A 19,260-nucleotide genomic window follows, 5' to 3' on the forward strand; every position below is an offset into this window, starting at 1 on the left:
TGGAATGAATCTGCTAAGTTCTCGACCGATTTTTGAAGGGAAATACTATCTACTTCTTTAAGAAAAGAATAGTGTTTTTTTAATTCACGGACAGCTTTGACAGACTCATATTTATTGAAAAAGGCACCCTTCCAGTTGTTGGATGGTAGTTGACCATTCTGTTTCATTTCTTCAACGATGTACCAATAGGCATCTTTTTCTTTCTGTTTGGCAAGGAATAAGTTGAAGACGAACCTTGAACAACCAATGGTCTTATGTATGAGTTCTGCTTGTTTTTTGTTTGGATAGATACGAAATTTGTATGCTTTATGTACTAACATGAGTCATACCTCCATCATATCAGGAACGTTTGTTCTATTATATCATATGGAGGAAGTATTTGGCTATCGCCAACCGAAATTCATCTCCCACCTACTCATTGGCCTTCGCCCTTGACATTCATTGAGGTGGGAGTCTTCTTTCGGAAAATGATAAACTTAATTGAAGTTAATTGAAGTTTATTCTGATTTAATATTTAGCGAAACCTCCTACCAGGCGGCTTTTTAATGGATATTTCGTTTAATTTCCCACGATTGTATGAGAAGTTAAACGAAATAATCTTCAGCATTACTTTGTCCTTCATTGTTACGAGCCAACAAATTCAACTCCTCTTCCATCCACGTCCGACTCATTTCCAATTGGTTAAGGTCAGTGACCAGTGACCTCACCTGTTCACGTAGCACTCCTGGTTTATCCGTTCCCTCAAAGAAGCGGCTCAAAAAATGAAGGAACACATCTATTTTGCGCAGACGCATAAGTACAGGAATCGCAGCAATTTCTTCTGGGGATAGACAAACCCTGCTGCCAAATCCAGTACAAAATTGCCGAACGGATTCGATTTCTTCTGTATGACCTAGAAGCCCCGAGATGACGACAGCTGGCTCCATCGCCCTGACATCGAGCGTACAAAACTCAAAATCAAGCAATGCAATGACCTGATTAGTACTATCCCAATGGACCAGCAGATTAGATTCATTAAGATCACCGTGTACAAGCTGCTGCGGCAGCTTCTCCAGACCTGCAAGCGAATCACAGATTTCCTTGTAAGCAACTCCAAGTATATGCAGATCCTGACGCAGATCATCAAATGCTTCCGGTGGATTTTCGCAAAAGTCATTGACGACCTCTCTAGTACACACGGGATAAGAATTCTGCAACTCATAATACGGTCGATAAACAGGTGATATCCCCGGAGTGACCGTCGCAAGTGAAGCTGATAGTTCTCCCGCTACTTCACCGAATGAATAAGCTATAATCGCACTACTCTCCTTCGGAGACACGCCTTCAATATATTCGAAGAGACATGCGAACCGTTCACTCCCATCCTCCACCTTTACAATCGTCTCACCCGCTAACGTTTTGATAGGAATAGGAACCTTGAAGCTCAGCGATTCATGTTGAAGCAACTCTAACACAGCATGCTCAAATTCAATCTTATCAGTGTCCCTATGCGTATCATAACAACGCAGCACACAGCTCCGGTCTTTATTTTCAATAAAATAAGTGGTGTTATTCCACCCCCCTACTCCCTCTCGGATGGAGCCACTCCACATAGGCCAATATTTCCTCATCAAGGCGTCAATCATTCCTTCAACCCTTTCACTCTATGTTATTAAGAGATTATGAATATATATAATTTTCAAGCGCCTTAGGTAATATGGTAAGAAAAAGACACCAACCATTAGTGGTCGCTGTCCCATCACCCAATTTAAGTTTACTTTATTCAATCATTGCATATTGATATTTATGAATTTTCCGTACAAAACCTAAAATCACTATATATATTGGACTGCTGTTCCACAATAATCACAATTTGTTACTTGAGTTAGATATACAGTCGTCTTAGATCCGCAGCCTGGGCAGTCTATGAAAACCTGATTTTTAGCGACAGTACCTACCGTTTGAGAAATCGATCCGTTCAATGTCTGTTCTATTCTCGACTCCTCATCTGTAAGTGGTTCCTGTACATAACTATTACTCGAGTTAGCGTCGAATGGATCGAATGAGGGACCTGTAGCTGAATGGATAGACTGCTCATTTATATTCTGAGCTGGATGATACACTGTAGGTTTATTGAGTTCTTTTAACATTTTGGTACTACCAAAAAGTAATAACAAACCGGGAATTAAGATGATTATCATGACAAAGATAAATGTAGCAATATGAAAGTCAGTCAACATAACTACTGACAGTATTAGAAACATGAGTAGTAATAGATAAGAGCCAATCAACATCAAAATGGCAAGCGTTTTTTTCAATTAAAGAGCCTCCTTCGTAAGCAATCACATGACATAACCTATGTACTTGAATATCACCTTTCTTTATATTTTACGATTGTTCCACAATACTCGCATTCCGATAACTGGTTCGGATTTACAGTTGTCTTAGATCCGCAACCTGAGCAGTCTACAGAAACCGGCTCATTAGAGACCGCAGTTCCCTTCACATTAACGCCTGGATTGTCAAAGTCCAATGTATAAATCACTTCATTCGACTTTGATGAATTAGACTGTTCAGATCTAGCCTGCGCTCGATATGGGTTCGACGTTTTATTAGGTCTTCTTAACATTCTGATGCCATAAACAAGTAATAGCGCACCCGGAATTAGGAATACAATGGATGCCATTAAAGTTAAACCTACTCCATTTCCTTCCGGCGGGCTTTCTGTAATGACTGCAACATATATGAGTAACAAGAGTGGCGACAAACACAGCATAAAAGTGGCAAGCACTTTTTTCATTAAATAAACCTCCTAAGCCTAAATTTCCAGTTCTACTATTTCAATATCTTCAGCTGTTCGTTACGCTGAATCAGTTGATGTTTAAGTTCGTCTAACCGATGAATGATCGTCTCGAATGCCACTTCTTGATCGCCAGCACCAGCAATGATCCCCGATACTTCTTCATCCAATAAATAAATATTATATTGTAGATGATGATCAATATATACGATGGACTTCGGTGTAACCGGATCACTATATTGGACTTTCTCAATGAGCATCTTCATGATGGATTCCATTTCTTTCGTTTGTGGGACATTCAAAGATACCATTTTTCTATGCAATTCTTGTAATGCCGATACGATCTCATGCCAATGTACAATTTGTGACTCTGTCTCTTGTTCATGCACCTTAACAGATTTAAGGAATAACAGAATCAGTCCGCCAACGATTAGTGTGCAAACAAAGGTTATAATATGAATTAGTGTGTACCACCGCAAGGCAAGATCTGCAATCCCATTAAAGAATGCGTACACGAACGCTGCCCCCAAATAGGCTACGATTACAACACCTAAAGCTACATACCCGGGAATGATACGCTTAACATCATTTAGATTGCGGATCAAATAATGAACATAACACCACAGTGCCGTTTCGGCTAAAAGTACCGCTGCAAATGAAATAAAGAATGATGCTGAAAGAGCGTTGCTATCAAGTAATGTAATAAAAGTGACCCATGTAGAAACCACACCGAAGAGGTATAAGACAAATGAAATCCATGTCCCGTACCTATTTAATGTCACTCCGCGTTACCCCCTTCCAGAAGATTACACCCACATTCAAGACAAAACTTCTGATTTGGTTTCACTTCATGTTGACAATTCCTACATTTTAAAATGAGGTCTTCACCACAGTTCATGCAAAATTTAGTTTTACTAGACACTAGCTGGCTACAACTCGGACATCGCCGGGGCATAGCTTCATGGCAATTGACACATTCTTGGCTATCCTCAGTATTATCTGCACCGCATTTCGGACATGGGTAAAATTTATCACCACAATTCACACAGAACTTCGAGCCTTCTTTCATTGTCATTCCACAAACGTTGCACTTAGCGACAGTTTCCATCGCAGCCTGCTTAATTACATCCGCTAGAGGTTTGCCACAACTGCTGCAAAATGTGGACTCTTCCATATTTTCATGTTGACAATTGATACACATACGTAATGGAGTCTTGTCCCCTGTATTCATCACTTTTGATATTTGCGACATTTCATTACCTAAAGGACCTCCGATGCCATACCCCATACCTAAGCCAAGACCCGCTCCCATGAGACCAGACTGCATGCTACCTTCATTCTTCGCAGCCCCTTCCAACGTATCAAAGGTCCGCTCTTGTTGATATGTATAACCAATAATATCCATCTCTGCCTTGCGTGCTAGAGCTTCTCTTAGCCGTACGACGGAAGTGTCATCTTCCGGAAGGTTGACATTGTGAATATACAGATTGAGAATTTCGATGCCATACTCCTCAAGAGTCGGAGCGATAATCGATTCAAAATGACTGGACATTTCGCCGATGAAGGCGTTGATCTCTAACACACTTATTTTCTTGTGTACCAGGTATGATGTGAGCATAGAATTAATATTCATAATAATTAAACCACGGAAATAATTAATTAATGTCGCTTGGTTGAATTCATGAAGTGTTCCTACCAACTTAATCAGAAACTTGCGCGAGTCTTCAATTCGAATACCAAATTGACCAAAAGCTCGAACAGGTACAATAATATTATATTTGGGATCTTGTACTTGTATCGGGTTAGCCGTCCCCCATTTCACATCCAAAGAACTCACTTTGTTGATATACCATACTTCAGCTGCAAATGGAGAATCTCCTCCAAACGGTAAATTGATGATATTGTTCAATATTGGTATATTTGCCGTACTTAATGTATGGCGTCCAGCACCATATAGATCAAGCGCTTTTCCATCTTTGAATAGGATTGCCTCTTGGGATTGACTCACGATCAGTTGCGTCCATGTCCCCAATTCCGTATTTGGATGTTTCCATGCGTAGACATCTGGAGTGCCATCATATTTAATTACATCAATAAGAGCCATTTCTAATTCCTCACTTTATAAGGTTTTGTCTGTAAATGTCGTAATCTAGTTCATCCTAACGAATCTTATAAGTATGTATTCTACATTTATTACTCATAACCCTTTAGTCAACTGTGCAAATTCCACAAACTCTCAAATCGAAATTCAGAAGAGTTTTCCACTCCATTATACTAGATTAGCTCATTAAGTATAAGCCTCTTATAGGGATAATACTTACTATTAGTAGTATACTGCTCACTTGATTTGAAAAGACACTGATGAAAATGTGACTTTTTTCACTTTATAACACTTCATTTTGTTGAATTATGCATTGTTTACAATAGAGCAAGAGCGACTAGCTTTTTCATTCATTTTCCTCTCTTCAACGAAAAAAAGTCGATTGCGCTATATTTCAGGAATTCGGCATTTAAAGAATATTTATATAAAAAGAAAGCGCCCAGCTAGGGACGCTCTCTTGAATATTCATGTTCAGTTAGAATTCAGAGGATGCTTACACTCGCTTAAAACCAAAAAGCAGGAAGCTTCTAGTTGGATATAGCAAGAAGCTCTACCAGTAAAAATCAATATGCATGCATATATCTCTGGGTTTTTTCAGGCTCTAAGAGGTTTATGCATCTTTTTGATTGCTAACAATCAGTCTAAGCGTAGGCTCAATCTCCTTAAGTTTAAGTGAACCTTTATCCATGGTACAAAGCATTTCGATAAACTCTCGCGGCACACCACTTTCATTGATAATTTGTAGCTCATTTTTAAAATTATCCTGAAGTAACATCTTGATGCCTTTATTCAACAGAATAGGCTTAGGAACCGGAATCACATCATCTAACGGTTCTTTTGATCTCATCTTGTGAATCGACATTTGCTTCAATAAAGAAGTATATCTGCTCTGATCAATTATCCCTAATTCTTGAGCTCGATATAACATAGCTGCGATTGATACTTTCCAATATTTTTTCAACTCTATAAAGTGAATCAACTTTGTAGAAGTAACTGTCTTTGCAAATGCCTTTGCGGGTAATAGTAATGCTGATGCAAAGCGATTAGCCTGATTCTCAATGATCTTGAGCTCCTCTCTTGAGAGGATATCCTGGTTGTGAATATGATTGTGCATCAAGCGATGGCCAATTTCATGAGCCGCATCAAATTGTCTTCTTGCAGCAGACTCCTTATCATTCCCTAAGAAAATATATGGACGCCCTTTCCTGGATTGACAGAACGCGTCTACTTTCAAACTCTCCATATCGATAGAAAAAACAACAATACCGTTTCGTTCCATAAGATTAACTATATTATTGATAGGATTTTCTCCAAGTCCCCAAAACTGTCTGACATTCTCCGCGAGAATTTCTATAGAATCATCATCCCAATCAGCTTGATCAAATAAAGATAGATCAGGTAAGTTCAGCTCAGGGAATTCAATGTACTTTTGCAGATAATCATATATGTAACCTGCAAGCTTTGATTTATTGTATTGAATTTCCTTGTTTTTTTTCGTTGCTGCTGCAGATGCCCTAAAGAAAGTATTACCTATGATATGCTCTTCATAAGTCTTATAGAAAAAACTCTTAGGGAAATCCAACTCCCGTATAATTCCCATCATCGTACCAGGTTTTGGTTCGTTTTCTCCAAGCTCGTATTGAGATATAGCTTGTTTAGAAATGCCTACTCTAGACGCGAGTTCATTAATACTTAGACCTCTTACTAAACGCGCCTCTTTAAATCTAGCTGGGATGATTCTCTGATCTTCCTTAATCATATTACTTTCCTACTTTCATACTGACGGATCAAATTTCAGCTTTAGAGGGATATCCTCATCAGTTTGATACGCTGTCTCTTTGAACGGTATCTTGATATCGTCACTGTCCTCATACACATTAATCGGCTTAACATTGTCTAGACTATTGCTTAGTACCATACTCGTTGTATCCTCTAAAAATATCCAGTCCGTATGATCAGGCAGTAACGCACCCTCTCTGATTGAACCATCGTGAGGATCATATACAACAATCAGACCAAAGGGATAATTCTCCACACCTAATGGGTGCATTGCCCTCTGGTATTGAATATCAATATCCGGAGAGTCCTCAGGTAATCCTTCCTCAATTAACCTGGGAATATTTGAAACAGAAAAATTTATTCTGTACGTACTTGCACTGTCAAACATGTCTTTCTTAGTGGCTAATGGTAAAACAAGAACAGATATATTTCTCAGCTTTTCTCTTAATACTATATAGGGATGGAATCCCGATTTCTTCTTCTCAATCTCAATTTGTAAGTGAGGATACTTCTTAATCGAATTAATTACTTCCGTGTTAACAAGGTCATAACGGTTTTTGGGATTCGAAGTATCTGTTTCTATATCAGAAAATAGTTCTAGGTATAGCTGATGTCTCTTAAATCCTGCTTTAATACCTTCACATATAACTGTTCTTTGCTCTAAAAGAAGCATACATTTTTGATATATTTCCATACTCATAACATTGTCCCCCATCGTTGATATCCTCACTACTAAGATATACCAAAACTATGTTTTTGTCTAGTTATGGTTATATTTATTTTAATTTGTAAAGTTAGACCTTGTTTTATAGTTGATTGTCAACCCATTATGAGCAATTCTACATTACAGCATTACCAAAAAAAGCAGGATGTAACTCACAAAGGAGTTCAACCTGCTCTTGAATAAAATCTCTTCGGTTTCTGAATCGTCTTAACTATTACAAAGAATTTATAGGCTAGCTTGGTATCTCAGCAATAAAAAGTCTCATTCTTTATTACGTAGATACTGTTGTTTTACACAAATACAGTTTATTAATCTCTATCTTGCATCATCTTTTCAACCCAATTGGTCAGTCTACCTGATTTATTTTCGGCAGCATACCACTTACCGTTAACAGTAACAACCGCACACTGATCAGTCAACAAATGAAATGTATTTTTTTCAAAAGTAGTCAGTCTCTTTTCAGAAAGACTCTTAATAAGATCTTCTAGTTTTGCACCTTTTTGATCCAACCATTTTTGGAATCCCGGTTCCTCTGTATTAAGCTCTTGATGTAAGCAAAGCCAATTGATTATGAACCACTCTACCTCGTCAAGTTCCGCAGGCTTCCACTCCCAAAATAAAGGCTCATGATCTAGTCCTTCTTTCGGGATATAAATATAATTTGTCTCCCAACCTATTTTATCATCGCTTCTTTTAGCCTTAGTCCGCAGAAAAGGATGGAAAGCTTCAAAATCAAGATCTTCGCCAAAGATATCATCACTAAGGTTGTATCTATAGCTCAGCTTTGTCCAAATAAACTCTAGAAGTATTAAAAACGGATTATGTGTTGTTGAACCATAGAAATTCCAGTTACCTTCCCTATCTAGAGGACTTATATAAGGCATAGCATCCAACTTTGCTAAAACACTGTTATTACATATAATAACATCTGGAAAGATGGTTGGACTAAATCCCTTAATACCTGAGTTCTTTTCTATATATTTATTAAACGCTTCTCTTAGGGCAAATTCAGACGAATATCCATAATAACCAAATACTATTCTAACCGGCATCATTTCTTCGATTAACAAACTGTGATAAATCATTTGCTCATGCAAAGGTAGTTCTGTCACTTCACTATAGTCTGGAAGTTCTTTCTGTACTATATGTCTAAATGCATCTCTAAACGCCTTCATATTTAGCAATTCATTGCTAGGGTCAGTAATTGAGTATATTTGCTTCATTTTATTGTAGGCATCTATTAGGTCATCTTGATACAAGTTTTTTTTAACTTCTAGAACTGCAATTACTTGAGAGAGATCATATATAAACTTGCCTGTATACGGAATGGCTTCGCCTTCTCCCTCTACTATCATACAGTCTATTTCATTACTAAAGGTGCCTTCTTCATTTCGTATTTTGCCAGACACAATTCGTATATCTAATCCTTCAAATATAGCTTTATTCAGGAGACTCGCGGTAAGTCCTTCGTACATATCGCCAATCGTAGGACCATGCTTAATTATGCTGTATTTTTTCAGTAATTCTTTCTCCTTGGTCATAAGAGAATTCAAAAGATCGGCTACTGTTGTAATCAATTTAAATCCACCTCTCAAATGCATTATGCTTCCAGTATACTATAAAGAGAGAGCATACGTTTGCTGAACTAATGATAATATTCTTATACTTTTTAATAGTTTTAGCTCGGTAAAGTTTAAATGTAGCTTTCCGGTAACCTTCTTCTTCGGAGCTCTCTTTTAAGAGTACTCTCACTAATCCCAGTAATATCAACAACTTTTCTCGTTGTGTGTGTCCTAAGCATCTCAATTGCAATATCCATTTGTAGCTTAGTGTAATTTAGTTGTCCACCCTCTGTATACTCCGATTGTTGTCTTCAGTCTTTCAACTCAAAGAATCCGACTGCGCTATGAATCAGGCAATCGGCTTTTTTAGAATATCTATATATAAAAGAGAGCATCCAATAAAAGACACTCTCTTGAACGTGCGCATTTTCAGTTAAATATCACTGGATATATCCATCAGCTTCAAATCTAAATCATTTGAAACAACTTTTTTTCTTTCAACGCCTTGTTTCCCTAGTCTTTTCCCCGACTGCTAAAGGTTATATACAATACAGGAAGCTGTATCAACTCGACATAGTCCTATTACGCACTCCACATGCCCCGGGTAGATATCACGGATGAAATAATGAGTCTATTCCATATATAGGTATTAATTTTTTATTTCTGCAATAATATTTTCATGGCTTGCATCTAGAATCGCTTTGGGATTTTGATTATATCCAAGTTCTTTTTTTGTATATTCAGATACACAACTTGAAAGATATTTCATTAATAATATGTCAGTAATATATTTATTATTATACAATACTTCTGATACATCACCATTTATCGCTTTCACTAAATGATGAGTCCATATTCCATTGTTCAAGACGTCGCTTGAATAAGAACTTTGCCCTGGCTGACATGAAAGAAATGTTGCGAAGTGTGGAAATTCATTGGTAAGCATTAATATCTCATCATCATTGATATTTGTGATTTGCCTACGTTCATTTTCATTCTTGAAGCTTTGCGCACAAGCATCTATAAAAATAAGTGCATTTTTACAATTAGATGCTAATAAAGGATCAAGTAAAATTTTTCGTAATGAAACCGCAGTTTTTGATATATGTGATGGATGCATATCATAAGTTGATAAAAAATTGGATATACCATCGTGGAAACCATGTCCAACATAATAAAAAACTAAACGATCTCTTTCTGATAAAGAATAAAATAACCCTTGTAAATCATACTCTAAATTTGATTTGAAAGCCTGTTCATCCACATACATATATATATCATCTTCATTTATCCCCATTGATTTTATCAATACTTCTTTAAATCTCATTGCATCATTAGTAGCGTATTTTACATTTGGTACTTGATTCTCTACTCTATGAGCATAATTCTCTATTGCAATAATAATCACTATCGTTTTTTTATAATTTGAAACACTTATCGTAGTTTTACCCTCAAAAGATCTATTTTCTAAAATGCTGTCAGATCCTTCTCTTATATACTTTTGATTTTCTAGCAATATTTCATTGGATGCTTTTTCTGTTTTAATTACAAAAACTGAATCCCCCCCACTTTTTACCCAGTCATAAGTTACCATAGGTGTCGGTGAAAGTAGAGAAATTGCTTTTTTCGTAGTATTAGTAATATAAAAATCAGCACTAAGTCCTACAATTTTATTTGAAGTAGGTGAAATTTCTTTAAGTCCAAATATCAATGTTCCTCCATTTGTATTTGCAAAAGATGAAACAATTTTCGCTATTTTATGAGGACCATATGGTATAGCATTAAAATCTAACACTTCAGACTTAGGTCCACTTAGGAATGTTTGTAAATCAGCATCATTAATATCAATATTCTCAATAGGAATTCTATTAATTTTAGCTTTTTTCAGAAGTTGCCCCAGCGTAATTTGTTTAGGCGGGGTGCTTCCATCTTCGCACCAAAGTTCAGCATCCACATATTCAAGAACATCAAATTCAGATTCATAAAATATCAATACTTTATCAGCATCTGATGGTCTTGCTACTACAGTTATCTCATTACCATTTTTCGTAATACCACTAATAACACTTTTTGCAATACCATGAATATGCGAACATTCGTATTCCGGTAATCCCTTGAGATGTTCTATTACGTTAGCTACCGCTATTGGAATGCGTTCCTCTATATATTTCCGTCGGCTATAATCATGTTCTGTCATATGATAGAATTCGGGAGATATATCATATTCACTGCTTGTAATCTCAATGTCTGCAAAAGAACTTATTTCATTTTCAAAATCACGACTCAATTCAAGAAGTTCATCTGGCATGCTGAACTCTTCCTGTATAAAATACTTTTGAATCTCCTTGACAGTGGATCTAAGTAAAAAATCTAATTTCTTATCATGGCCAACTAGGTCAAAATAATTACACAAAACTTCAGATAACCTTATTAATACACTATTGGAGTTCCAAGGGTTTGTTACATAAAGGCTGGTTTCATTAAAATGAACATTCACACTCTTGATAAAACTAATACCTTTATACGTTATTTTAAGATCTTCAGCCTGGAAAAAATTTAAAGCCTCAACCTTGTCTCTTAGTTTCTCTAAACTTTTATTTGTTTTATCATCATTATCTTCATTTTCAATCCAGACTTTAAAATATAGTATAATAGTTTCCAATTTTTCTTTTAAATCCAAAAATTCTTCTTCTTGAATGTGGATTAGTTCAAACTCACTTTGTCTCAATAATTGTATATTAAAGTATTTTAAGAATATTTCTAAATTAGGATTTTTTTTATTTTCAGCACTGATCTTTATGAAATAATGCTGATCTTGAAAAATAGCCTCATTACCATCTAAGAAATAATTAAGAGTTTTGCAATCCGTGAATTGTGCTTTCGTATTCAACAATAGCCCCGTCTTAGCCCATTCTTCAACTTTTGAAATATCATCAGTACTCCAATTTGCACATTGCGCTAACAAAACGGAGTAAATAGATTGAATCTTTTTGTAATTATCATTTTTAACACTTCCACTTCCATTTAAATCAATATCCGATGAAATTTCACTAAGTAAATCTAAATAGTCTGACACTTCGAAGCTTGTTCTAAAATTAAAAAAATTTCTCCAGTCTGCAGATAATTCAGGTCCGTTAAATACCTTCAAATATTTCCCTGAAACTGCTTTTATCTCTTCTGTATTAAGGAATACCGACGATACCGTCACACATTCCCCTGAAAGAGTAGGAATACACTCTACGTTGTTAATAAACCATGGAATATAGTTTTCAACTTTATCGCCGGATACTCTTCCATGCATGTGCTCGTAACCCCAATATGCAGTTGCAAGTGATTCAATGTCATTCGGAGAATAGTTCTCTATATAATCAGACCAGAATTTGAAAGCGAACTTATAGTTATTTTCTGTATATTGAATATAATTCAGAGTTCTTATTCCGCGAAAAAAATCCACACTAAAACCATATCTAAATACATCAAATAACTCACCGTATTCACCTTTAAATCCATGATTAATTAATTCTGATCTGAAAAGTTTATCGGAGGATGGTGTTAAAATCCCTTCTTGAACCCCAAGCATTTTTAAAAATCGTTTCCACTCATCCTTTTGAAGTGTTTCTGAACAATATGATTCATTAACAAAGATATCGTTTTCTAATATGTTTTCAATTTCCAGCCTCGGTTTATAATAATCTGAAAGAAAACAATCTTTGGCTGGACACAAAGAACCTTTTTGAGTAAGCAACTTTAGCTTTGATAATTTTCCTATCAAATCTTCTTTAAGAACCCCATTACGATACAAACTAAACAAATCTCGAACTATTTGCAAGGCATTCTGTTCTGTAATATAACTATCTATATTCGGTATAAGAGTCTGGGTTATATAGGTAATATCTGTTTTTTCTTTTACTCCTAAGCTCTCCAGCCAATGTCTACTTTCTAAATCTTCAAGAAGCCATGTCTGCAAATCTTGATGTAAAAAAGATAAATCACTATTAGGATTATCCCAGTTTTGATCATCTGCTGTCGGAAAGCAAACTTGATGTGGATAATTGATGTGATTTTTATGATCCCAAATAAAAGGAAGTTTTATTAGTGCATCTTTTGAAATGTCATTATTCTGGTCGGACTCACAAGCTTTCTTTAAATGTTTTATAAGTTCAATATTATAAGGGAGAGTATGAGTATCAGTGAAGAATTTTGAGGTAAGGAGAGCCTTTAGTTGCTTCCAGTCAAAATAAGAAGAACCAAGCCTTTTAAACTCAGAAAAAAAGCCACATTTTTGGGCAAACTGTTTTGGGTTATCCTTATTAATGAATTTCTTGATGGGTTCTTCTCCTATAAAAAACTCATCAGATAAGTAGGTAAAATCAACTATCGTTTCTTCAATTTTAAGTAATTTTCCTTCTTTTGAAATAACAAATGGAATATGCTTTAAAGCATACTTAATTCCTTCATTAAGCTTTTTCCCCAAGCTGTCAGTAGTGTTGATATCTTTAGGTATTAATTGATATGCTTGAAAACCAGTCTCAGTTTTCACTAAATTTGAAATCCATTTAAAAATCTCAATAGCAATTATTTTAAATAGCCATTGATTCCATTTTGAATCCGCATGCAGCGATTCACGATTTGCAGTGGTTAAAAAGCTTGTATTTACAATTACAGGGAGATTATATTTAGTTTCACCAGTTGGTAAATATGAATATAATAGTTTTTCTTGATTAGAAAGTTTAACGATACCCTCTTTTCCAACTTTAGCAGCTAACGACAACTCTATAGAATCAGCATTTATTAATTTCTCAGGAATATTTCTCTCATCCTGTAGAACAGCTTTTAAATCATTAGGGACTGTTAAACTAATTGTATTTATCAACCAATCTACCTTTGAACCGCTACTTTTCTGCAAGGTAATTTTACCCTTTACAGTTCGATCAATTATAACTGTGACTGATTCTGTTATGTCAAAATTGATTTCCGATATATTTTTAAGAAATAAAAACATGTTTAAATTTTGAGATAACTCTTGTACCGATTGGCGTGTCTCACTTACATTCTTCATTTGAATTATCGTTGCAACATTTGCATCAATATCTTCGAGAAATTTTTTAATTGGCTCAGAAACATCTTTCACTTCTGTATATATAGGGATTATTTGCCAAGGAAACTGAAATTCTCGGTCATTCTTTTGTTCCCATATAATCTTTGAATCTTCCCATTCCCACTCAAAAGAATAAGTTGAATCAAACCTAAAATATTCATCTTTTGTAAATATAGTTACTTTATCAGATTGCCCAAAAACCGATTTGAACCCAATTCCTTTGTAGCCTGTTTTTGTCAGATCAGATTTCTTTGTGCCATTATTAACATTACATATTCCTTGGAGATCACGACTAGTGAAGGGTTTTCCCGAATGAGCAACGACTAAGTTATCATCGAAAATTTTTATCCATACTTTAATAGCTTCATTGTTCTGAGAAGAAGAATCATCTGCATTTTGTAAAAGTTCATAAATAAATCGCTTCGAATCCGTATATAAGTCACCTGACAATGCATTAAGCGAACTTGCTTGATTTACTGCTTGACTAGGTTTTGCATAGTCAGTGTTGTCTGAAAAAATTTTTTCAATGTCTGTTTTTAAACTCATTTTAATCACCCTTCTGTCTCTATCGTTTGCGGCACATAAAAAATATTCCGTAAAACATAGCTCCAGTGTCGTTTTCACAGAGCAACCTGCATAGGGATTGAGATACAGTTCAAAATACCTACAAAGTAATGATAGCCCAACCCTTAATATAAATCCACGAAATTTTCCTAATTCAAACAAATAGAAAGACTCCTACCAATTTAGGAGTCTTTCTATTTGTTTAGTATATACAAGCATCTTATCCATCTTCGAGACCTTCAATCTTAACCCACATCTCATATATAAATTGACTGATCCACAACTTGAAGTTAATCTTGATACCATCTCTACGGATCTCAATATCACCAATGCTCGTGAAAAGTATCGTTTACTTTTGTTAGGTTGAAACTTTGGAGATACCTTGCACTCTTTAAAGTACATTGTTTAAGCTAACAAATAGAGCCCGAACTTAAGATAACTCGGGCAGTCAGGCTTCTTCAAACACTATTCCCTTACAACACACAGCACTCAGCATGTGAGGAGACAGTAATAAAAAGCGTATCAATATTCATCTATAACAAACCGTCGGCTCCACCCGATTATACATAATCCGCTCCATCAGCATCTTCAACGTTCGATTCTTCTCTTCATTCGTCACCGAAGCACATCACAACTTCCTAAACTCACCTATCTGATCATATTTCTGCTCTACGGTCGGATATTTCCCTTTAAAAGGTAGGGCGAGCTCCTTCCCTAATGGATATCTGCGGTTAGCAAATAACCTATTGATAAGTGATTCAAATTGTAATCCACACATATGAATTATTTTTCTAGTAACCCAATCAAAATCTTCAGGTTTCATTTTTAGATAAGCATAAATATATTGAACTGGTCGAAAAATATCTCGATCTTTAATTTCATAACGTCCGGCACCTCCATTATTGATATTATGTATGCCTGCTCACGAGTTTACATATCGATTTCCAACATTTCAGAGAATTAGATAGCCGCATTCTTCCAACCGCCAGCACACGCTACTATTTCGAATCTCAAAACCAATTATTGAAATATCTGTGATGCAATACTTTCTTCTCTCGTTGTTTATCTCCTATCAAATTCAGCTTCATTCCACCCACTCAACTACTTCCTGCGCACATCGACGTGTCTTTTCAGCTGGGTCATGTAATCTATAGCCAAAAGCAGCCATAACAGAGACACCAAAATGTTCAGGGTCCATTATTCCTTCTGCAACTAATACATCACTGATCTTCTCTCTATTAAATCCTTCAATTGGGCAAGAATCGATACCAACCCATGCGGCAGCAGTCATCATGTTACCTAATGCAATATATGTTTGACGGCAAGCCCATTCGAACATCACTCTCGGATCATCTTCAATCGCAAACCCTGTTTTCAAAAAATGATCATAGGTGGCCCGCTTCCCCTGTGCAATTTCGGGTGACAACTTCTGGAGATTCTCCATCATTCCCTGAATATAATCAGAGCTTGCAACCATATCTTTCGGCAATCTCGATAGAATGATCATAAAATGACTTGCTGTTGGTAATTGTCTTCTAGCACCTGATGCATACTTGGCTAACTTAGCACGAACGTCCTTATTTTGCACAATGACAAATTTCCAAGGTTCAAAGCCATATGAGCTTGGAGATAATCGACCTGTCTCTAATATGTACTGAAAATCAGCATCTCTTATTTTCTTATTAGGATCAAAATCTTTAGTAGCGTGTCGAAATCGGAACGCCGATAGAATCTCATTTTTCTTTACGTCTAGATCACTCAATATATAAACTCCTTTACTCATTCTTAACTTTCACACTTCAACAGCTATATTATCACATTTTTCAAAAAACACATTTGTAATCTTAGGCATCCAAGACAAACGAATATGATCACCTAGGACAGATTGAGAAACATCGACCTCGTAAGTGTTGTTCCTACCACCACCTGCCATATTAAACCCACAATGTTACGCTATTACCTCCAGTATTGTTGATTTTCCCGAACCATTTTCACCAACAAGGAAGGTAATATTCATTGGACATCACCTTTTGTGTGATCCCAAGCGAGAACTAAGCCTCTTTCCTCTCAACAAGTAGAAACGGCTTCGCCGACCTTTTTCAAGGACGGCACCCGTTTCAGCGGAAATATAAGGATTAGAGTATCAAGTGAAACTTATACTTTCTTATATTTCAAAAAACTCCCGCTGGCATAAAGCCGCGGAAGCCTCTAATCAATTGAATCACCCTTAAACGAAAATATATTCTCCATCACCAATCTGAATGGTCTTCCCTTGTAGTGCTATCGCATCCGTTTCAAAAATGACCTGCTTGAATTGGGTCTCGTCCCCTTGTACGAAAGCAAACGACTGATCACCAATCTTAAGGCTGAAGGTATCGTCCTCTGACTCTGTTACAGGAAGTCCGAATATCGTCCCCCAATGTTTAGCGGTAGCTTCAGGATTGGAGACATGGAATACAGCACGCACGATTTCGACATGCCCCGCAGGATGGGGCTTGATGACTCCAGATGATGTTAGTCTTTCCAATCTCTCTGCATCTGTACCGCTCCATTGAATAATGAAAGGATAGACTAGTCCTTGACAGTCGCCATCAATAGTCATCATACGCCACTCTATTAATCTGCCCTCGTTATCTAGACGCTTACCATCGATTATAGGAGATAGTGATAAGCCTGCTACTTTGAGGGAAGCAGCTATTTCTTCAATATCATCCGTCCGGATAACTACTCTGCTTAAGATTTCATGCTCCGGTAAAAGTCTTACCGCGTCTTTCACCACAAGATTATGTTCCGTTGCTTTTGCTAAGTCAAGATTCTCAATGCCTAGAAACTCAAGATAGGTTAGCCCAAAATAACTTAAGGCATTGTAGGTTCCCCAATCTTTATGCGAACCTCCCTTAAAAGCAATCAAACCATGATCTCCAAAAATTTCAACTGGTTTGGCCAGATCATTGACATAGTGTACTAAATGATCCCATTTCACCGTTGCCATCATTATTTCACTCCCAGCTCAGTAGTACGCTTTACGGCTGCTAGTACACTTCTTTGCAAGCCAGCTGCGAAATCACTGTTGTTCAATTCGTACAAGCCATGCATCCCGACACCGCCAGGTGAATTATTAATATCAAGCAGTTGTCTTGGATGCAGCCCTGTCTGCTGCAACATAGCTACCGATCCCATCATATTCTCCAGTGCAACCTTCCAAGCTTGCTCACGCGGTAGTCCGGCAAGCACACCTGCATCCACAAGAGATTCAATGAAATAATAGATATAGTTAGGGCCAGCCACACCAAATCCAGTGAAAACATCCATTAATGCCTCATCCAAATATTGTACCTTTCCAAATCCGAGTAAGAAATGCTCCACTTGATCACGAGTCGCGTAAGCATTTAACGCTACTCCGCTATATCCGTACCCTGTATCAGTCAATGTATTAGGAATGACCCGGATAATGGGCCGGTTAGCTCCAAAATAACCAGCTAACTGATCATTCGTCACACCCGCTACAATCGATACAATTGCAGCAGCAGATGAAGCGAATTGTTGGACGATTTGTCCAAGTGAAGTTAAATCATCCTGTGGGCGAACTGCAACTACAATTATATGTGCTGTAGACAAGCTATGCTCTTGCGAACTCCCCGTATCTACTCCGTATTGGGTATTCAAAAACTGGAGACGGGACTCATTAATGTCTGAAACACTGATTTGGTCAACGGATAGGGTGTTATTGGATATACATGCGCGAATGATAGCTTCCGCCATCTGTCCACCACCAATAAAATGAATCTTTTCTTTTGTCACTCCGTTCACTTCCTTCATTAATTGTTCTCCCAAGCTTCAGGCAGGATGAAACCATCATATTTCTCTATTCCAACAATATATTCTTCAAACTCTTTAGATTCATAAGCTGCTTTCAAGTCTTTAGCCCACTGAGAATCTTCATCCTTTTTATTAACCGATACGATAATTCTATGTTCCATGGGCGTATTTTCAATTTTCAAGGCATCCGTAATCTTTCTGTCCGAATTAGCAATATAATTACCGTTTACAACACCATAATCAACATCTTGAAGTGAAACTAGGATTTGTGCCGGGTCCAATATTTTGATATCAATATCATATTTATCCGATTCTATACTGTTAATGTTAAAATCAGCTACGCCTGCCCCTTCTTTAATTTTGACCCAACCCAATTCTTCCATAATACGTAGTGCACGTTCTTGATTCACCGGATCGTTCGGAACAGCTACGGTTGTACCATCTTTAACATCGTCTAGTGTCGTATGATTTACGGAATAAAGACCCTGCGGAGCACCTGGCACATAAGCGATTCCTACCATATCCGCATTAATTTCTTCGTTGATTGCCCCCATATACACTGTACTTTGGAATATACTTGCGTCAATAGAGCCTTCCTTCATCGCTGGATTAACCTGCATGTTTTGCGAGAAGGTTTTAATATCAACGGTATAACCTTGTTCCTCTAGGATCGGTAGAATCGATTGACGAAATTGTTCCTCATAGGTTCCCACACCAAATCCAAAGGTAAGCTTCTTCTTATCTCCAGTATTATCCGCTTGATTATTACCACAAGCTGTCAACACTGCTAGAACACCAATCATCAATACTATCATTAACTTTTTCATATCTTCT

The 19,260-nt window shown here is 36.8% G+C and carries 14 protein-coding genes and 1 pseudogene; all 15 read right to left on the bottom strand.

Annotated features, from left to right (window positions below; all coding sequences use genetic code 11):
* Positions 1-320: helix-turn-helix domain-containing protein (locus AC1TO8_RS23245; protein ID WP_482057965.1), on the bottom strand; the 320-nt coding region annotated here is incomplete at its 3' end.
* A 264-nt stretch (positions 321-584) separates the two neighbouring features.
* The gene (locus AC1TO8_RS23250) at positions 585-1,610 is read right to left on the bottom strand and encodes a phosphotransferase enzyme family protein (protein ID WP_482057966.1); all 1,026 of its coding nucleotides are present in this window, start codon (positions 1,608-1,610) and stop codon (positions 585-587) included.
* 204 nt (positions 1,611-1,814) lie between these two features.
* The gene (locus tag AC1TO8_RS23255) at positions 1,815-2,297 is read right to left on the bottom strand and encodes a hypothetical protein (protein WP_482057967.1); all 483 of its coding nucleotides are present in this window, start codon (positions 2,295-2,297) and stop codon (positions 1,815-1,817) included.
* Positions 2,298-2,350: 53 nt separating this feature from the next.
* Positions 2,351-2,779: a hypothetical protein gene (locus tag AC1TO8_RS23260; RefSeq protein ID WP_482057968.1), complete on the bottom strand. Its 429-nt coding sequence runs from the start codon at positions 2,777-2,779 to the stop codon at positions 2,351-2,353.
* Positions 2,780-2,814: 35 nt separating this feature from the next.
* A complete protein-coding gene (locus AC1TO8_RS23265; RefSeq protein ID WP_482057969.1) occupies positions 2,815-3,561 on the bottom strand; it encodes a hypothetical protein in 747 nt (248 codons plus the stop codon).
* Complete coding sequence (locus AC1TO8_RS23270) at positions 3,558-4,883, bottom strand: SPFH domain-containing protein (protein ID WP_482057970.1); 1,326 nt, start codon at positions 4,881-4,883, stop codon at positions 3,558-3,560. The genes AC1TO8_RS23265 and AC1TO8_RS23270 overlap by 4 nt, the downstream gene beginning before the upstream one ends.
* Before the next feature lie 607 nt (positions 4,884-5,490).
* A complete protein-coding gene (locus AC1TO8_RS23275; protein ID WP_482057971.1) occupies positions 5,491-6,639 on the bottom strand; it encodes a helix-turn-helix domain-containing protein in 1,149 nt (382 codons plus the stop codon).
* 15 nt (positions 6,640-6,654) lie between these two features.
* On the bottom strand, positions 6,655-7,359 hold the full coding sequence (locus AC1TO8_RS23280) for a hypothetical protein (protein ID WP_482057972.1): 705 nt from the start codon (positions 7,357-7,359) through the stop codon (positions 6,655-6,657).
* 332 nt (positions 7,360-7,691) lie between these two features.
* Positions 7,692-8,960: a DUF6602 domain-containing protein gene (locus tag AC1TO8_RS23285; protein ID WP_482057973.1), complete on the bottom strand. Its 1,269-nt coding sequence runs from the start codon at positions 8,958-8,960 to the stop codon at positions 7,692-7,694.
* Between the two features lie 634 nt (positions 8,961-9,594).
* The gene (locus AC1TO8_RS23290) at positions 9,595-14,769 is read right to left on the bottom strand and encodes a sacsin N-terminal ATP-binding-like domain-containing protein (protein ID WP_482057974.1); all 5,175 of its coding nucleotides are present in this window, start codon (positions 14,767-14,769) and stop codon (positions 9,595-9,597) included.
* A 922-nt stretch (positions 14,770-15,691) separates the two neighbouring features.
* Entirely contained in the window at positions 15,692-16,369 is a 678-nt protein-coding gene (locus AC1TO8_RS23295; RefSeq protein ID WP_482057975.1) for an NAD(P)H-dependent oxidoreductase, read from the bottom strand.
* 51 nt (positions 16,370-16,420) lie between these two features.
* Positions 16,421-16,624 (bottom strand): annotated as a pseudogene (locus tag AC1TO8_RS23300) (AAA family ATPase); the annotation flags it as partial.
* 210 nt (positions 16,625-16,834) lie between these two features.
* Positions 16,835-17,602, bottom strand: coding sequence for a VOC family protein (locus AC1TO8_RS23305; RefSeq protein ID WP_482057976.1), 768 nt, complete (start codon positions 17,600-17,602; stop codon positions 16,835-16,837).
* Entirely contained in the window at positions 17,602-18,441 is an 840-nt protein-coding gene (proC, locus tag AC1TO8_RS23310; RefSeq protein WP_482057977.1) for a pyrroline-5-carboxylate reductase, read from the bottom strand. The genes AC1TO8_RS23305 and proC overlap by 1 nt, the downstream gene beginning before the upstream one ends.
* Positions 18,426-19,253, bottom strand: coding sequence for a MetQ/NlpA family ABC transporter substrate-binding protein (locus tag AC1TO8_RS23315; protein WP_482057978.1), 828 nt, complete (start codon positions 19,251-19,253; stop codon positions 18,426-18,428). The genes proC and AC1TO8_RS23315 overlap by 16 nt, the downstream gene beginning before the upstream one ends.
* Positions 19,254-19,260 lie beyond the last annotated feature (7 nt).

This window comes from Paenibacillus sp. Y859 (genome assembly GCF_056786405.1).

What these genes read in the sequence shown, in the direction of transcription:
- AC1TO8_RS23250 (WP_482057966.1), bottom strand. Translation starts at nt 1,610, where the DNA reads ATGAGGAAATATTGGCCTATGTGGAGTGGCTCCATCCGAGAGGGAGTA.
- AC1TO8_RS23260 (WP_482057968.1), bottom strand. Translation starts at nt 2,779, where the DNA reads ATGAAAAAAGTGCTTGCCACTTTTATGCTGTGTTTGTCGCCACTCTTG.
- AC1TO8_RS23270 (WP_482057970.1), bottom strand. Translation starts at nt 4,883, where the DNA reads ATGGCTCTTATTGATGTAATTAAATATGATGGCACTCCAGATGTCTAC.
- AC1TO8_RS23275 (WP_482057971.1), bottom strand. Translation starts at nt 6,639, where the DNA reads ATGATTAAGGAAGATCAGAGAATCATCCCAGCTAGATTTAAAGAGGCG.
- AC1TO8_RS23280 (WP_482057972.1), bottom strand. Translation starts at nt 7,359, where the DNA reads ATGAGTATGGAAATATATCAAAAATGTATGCTTCTTTTAGAGCAAAGA.
- AC1TO8_RS23305 (WP_482057976.1), bottom strand. Translation starts at nt 17,602, where the DNA reads ATGATGGCAACGGTGAAATGGGATCATTTAGTACACTATGTCAATGAT.
- AC1TO8_RS23315 (WP_482057978.1), bottom strand. Translation starts at nt 19,253, where the DNA reads ATGAAAAAGTTAATGATAGTATTGATGATTGGTGTTCTAGCAGTGTTG.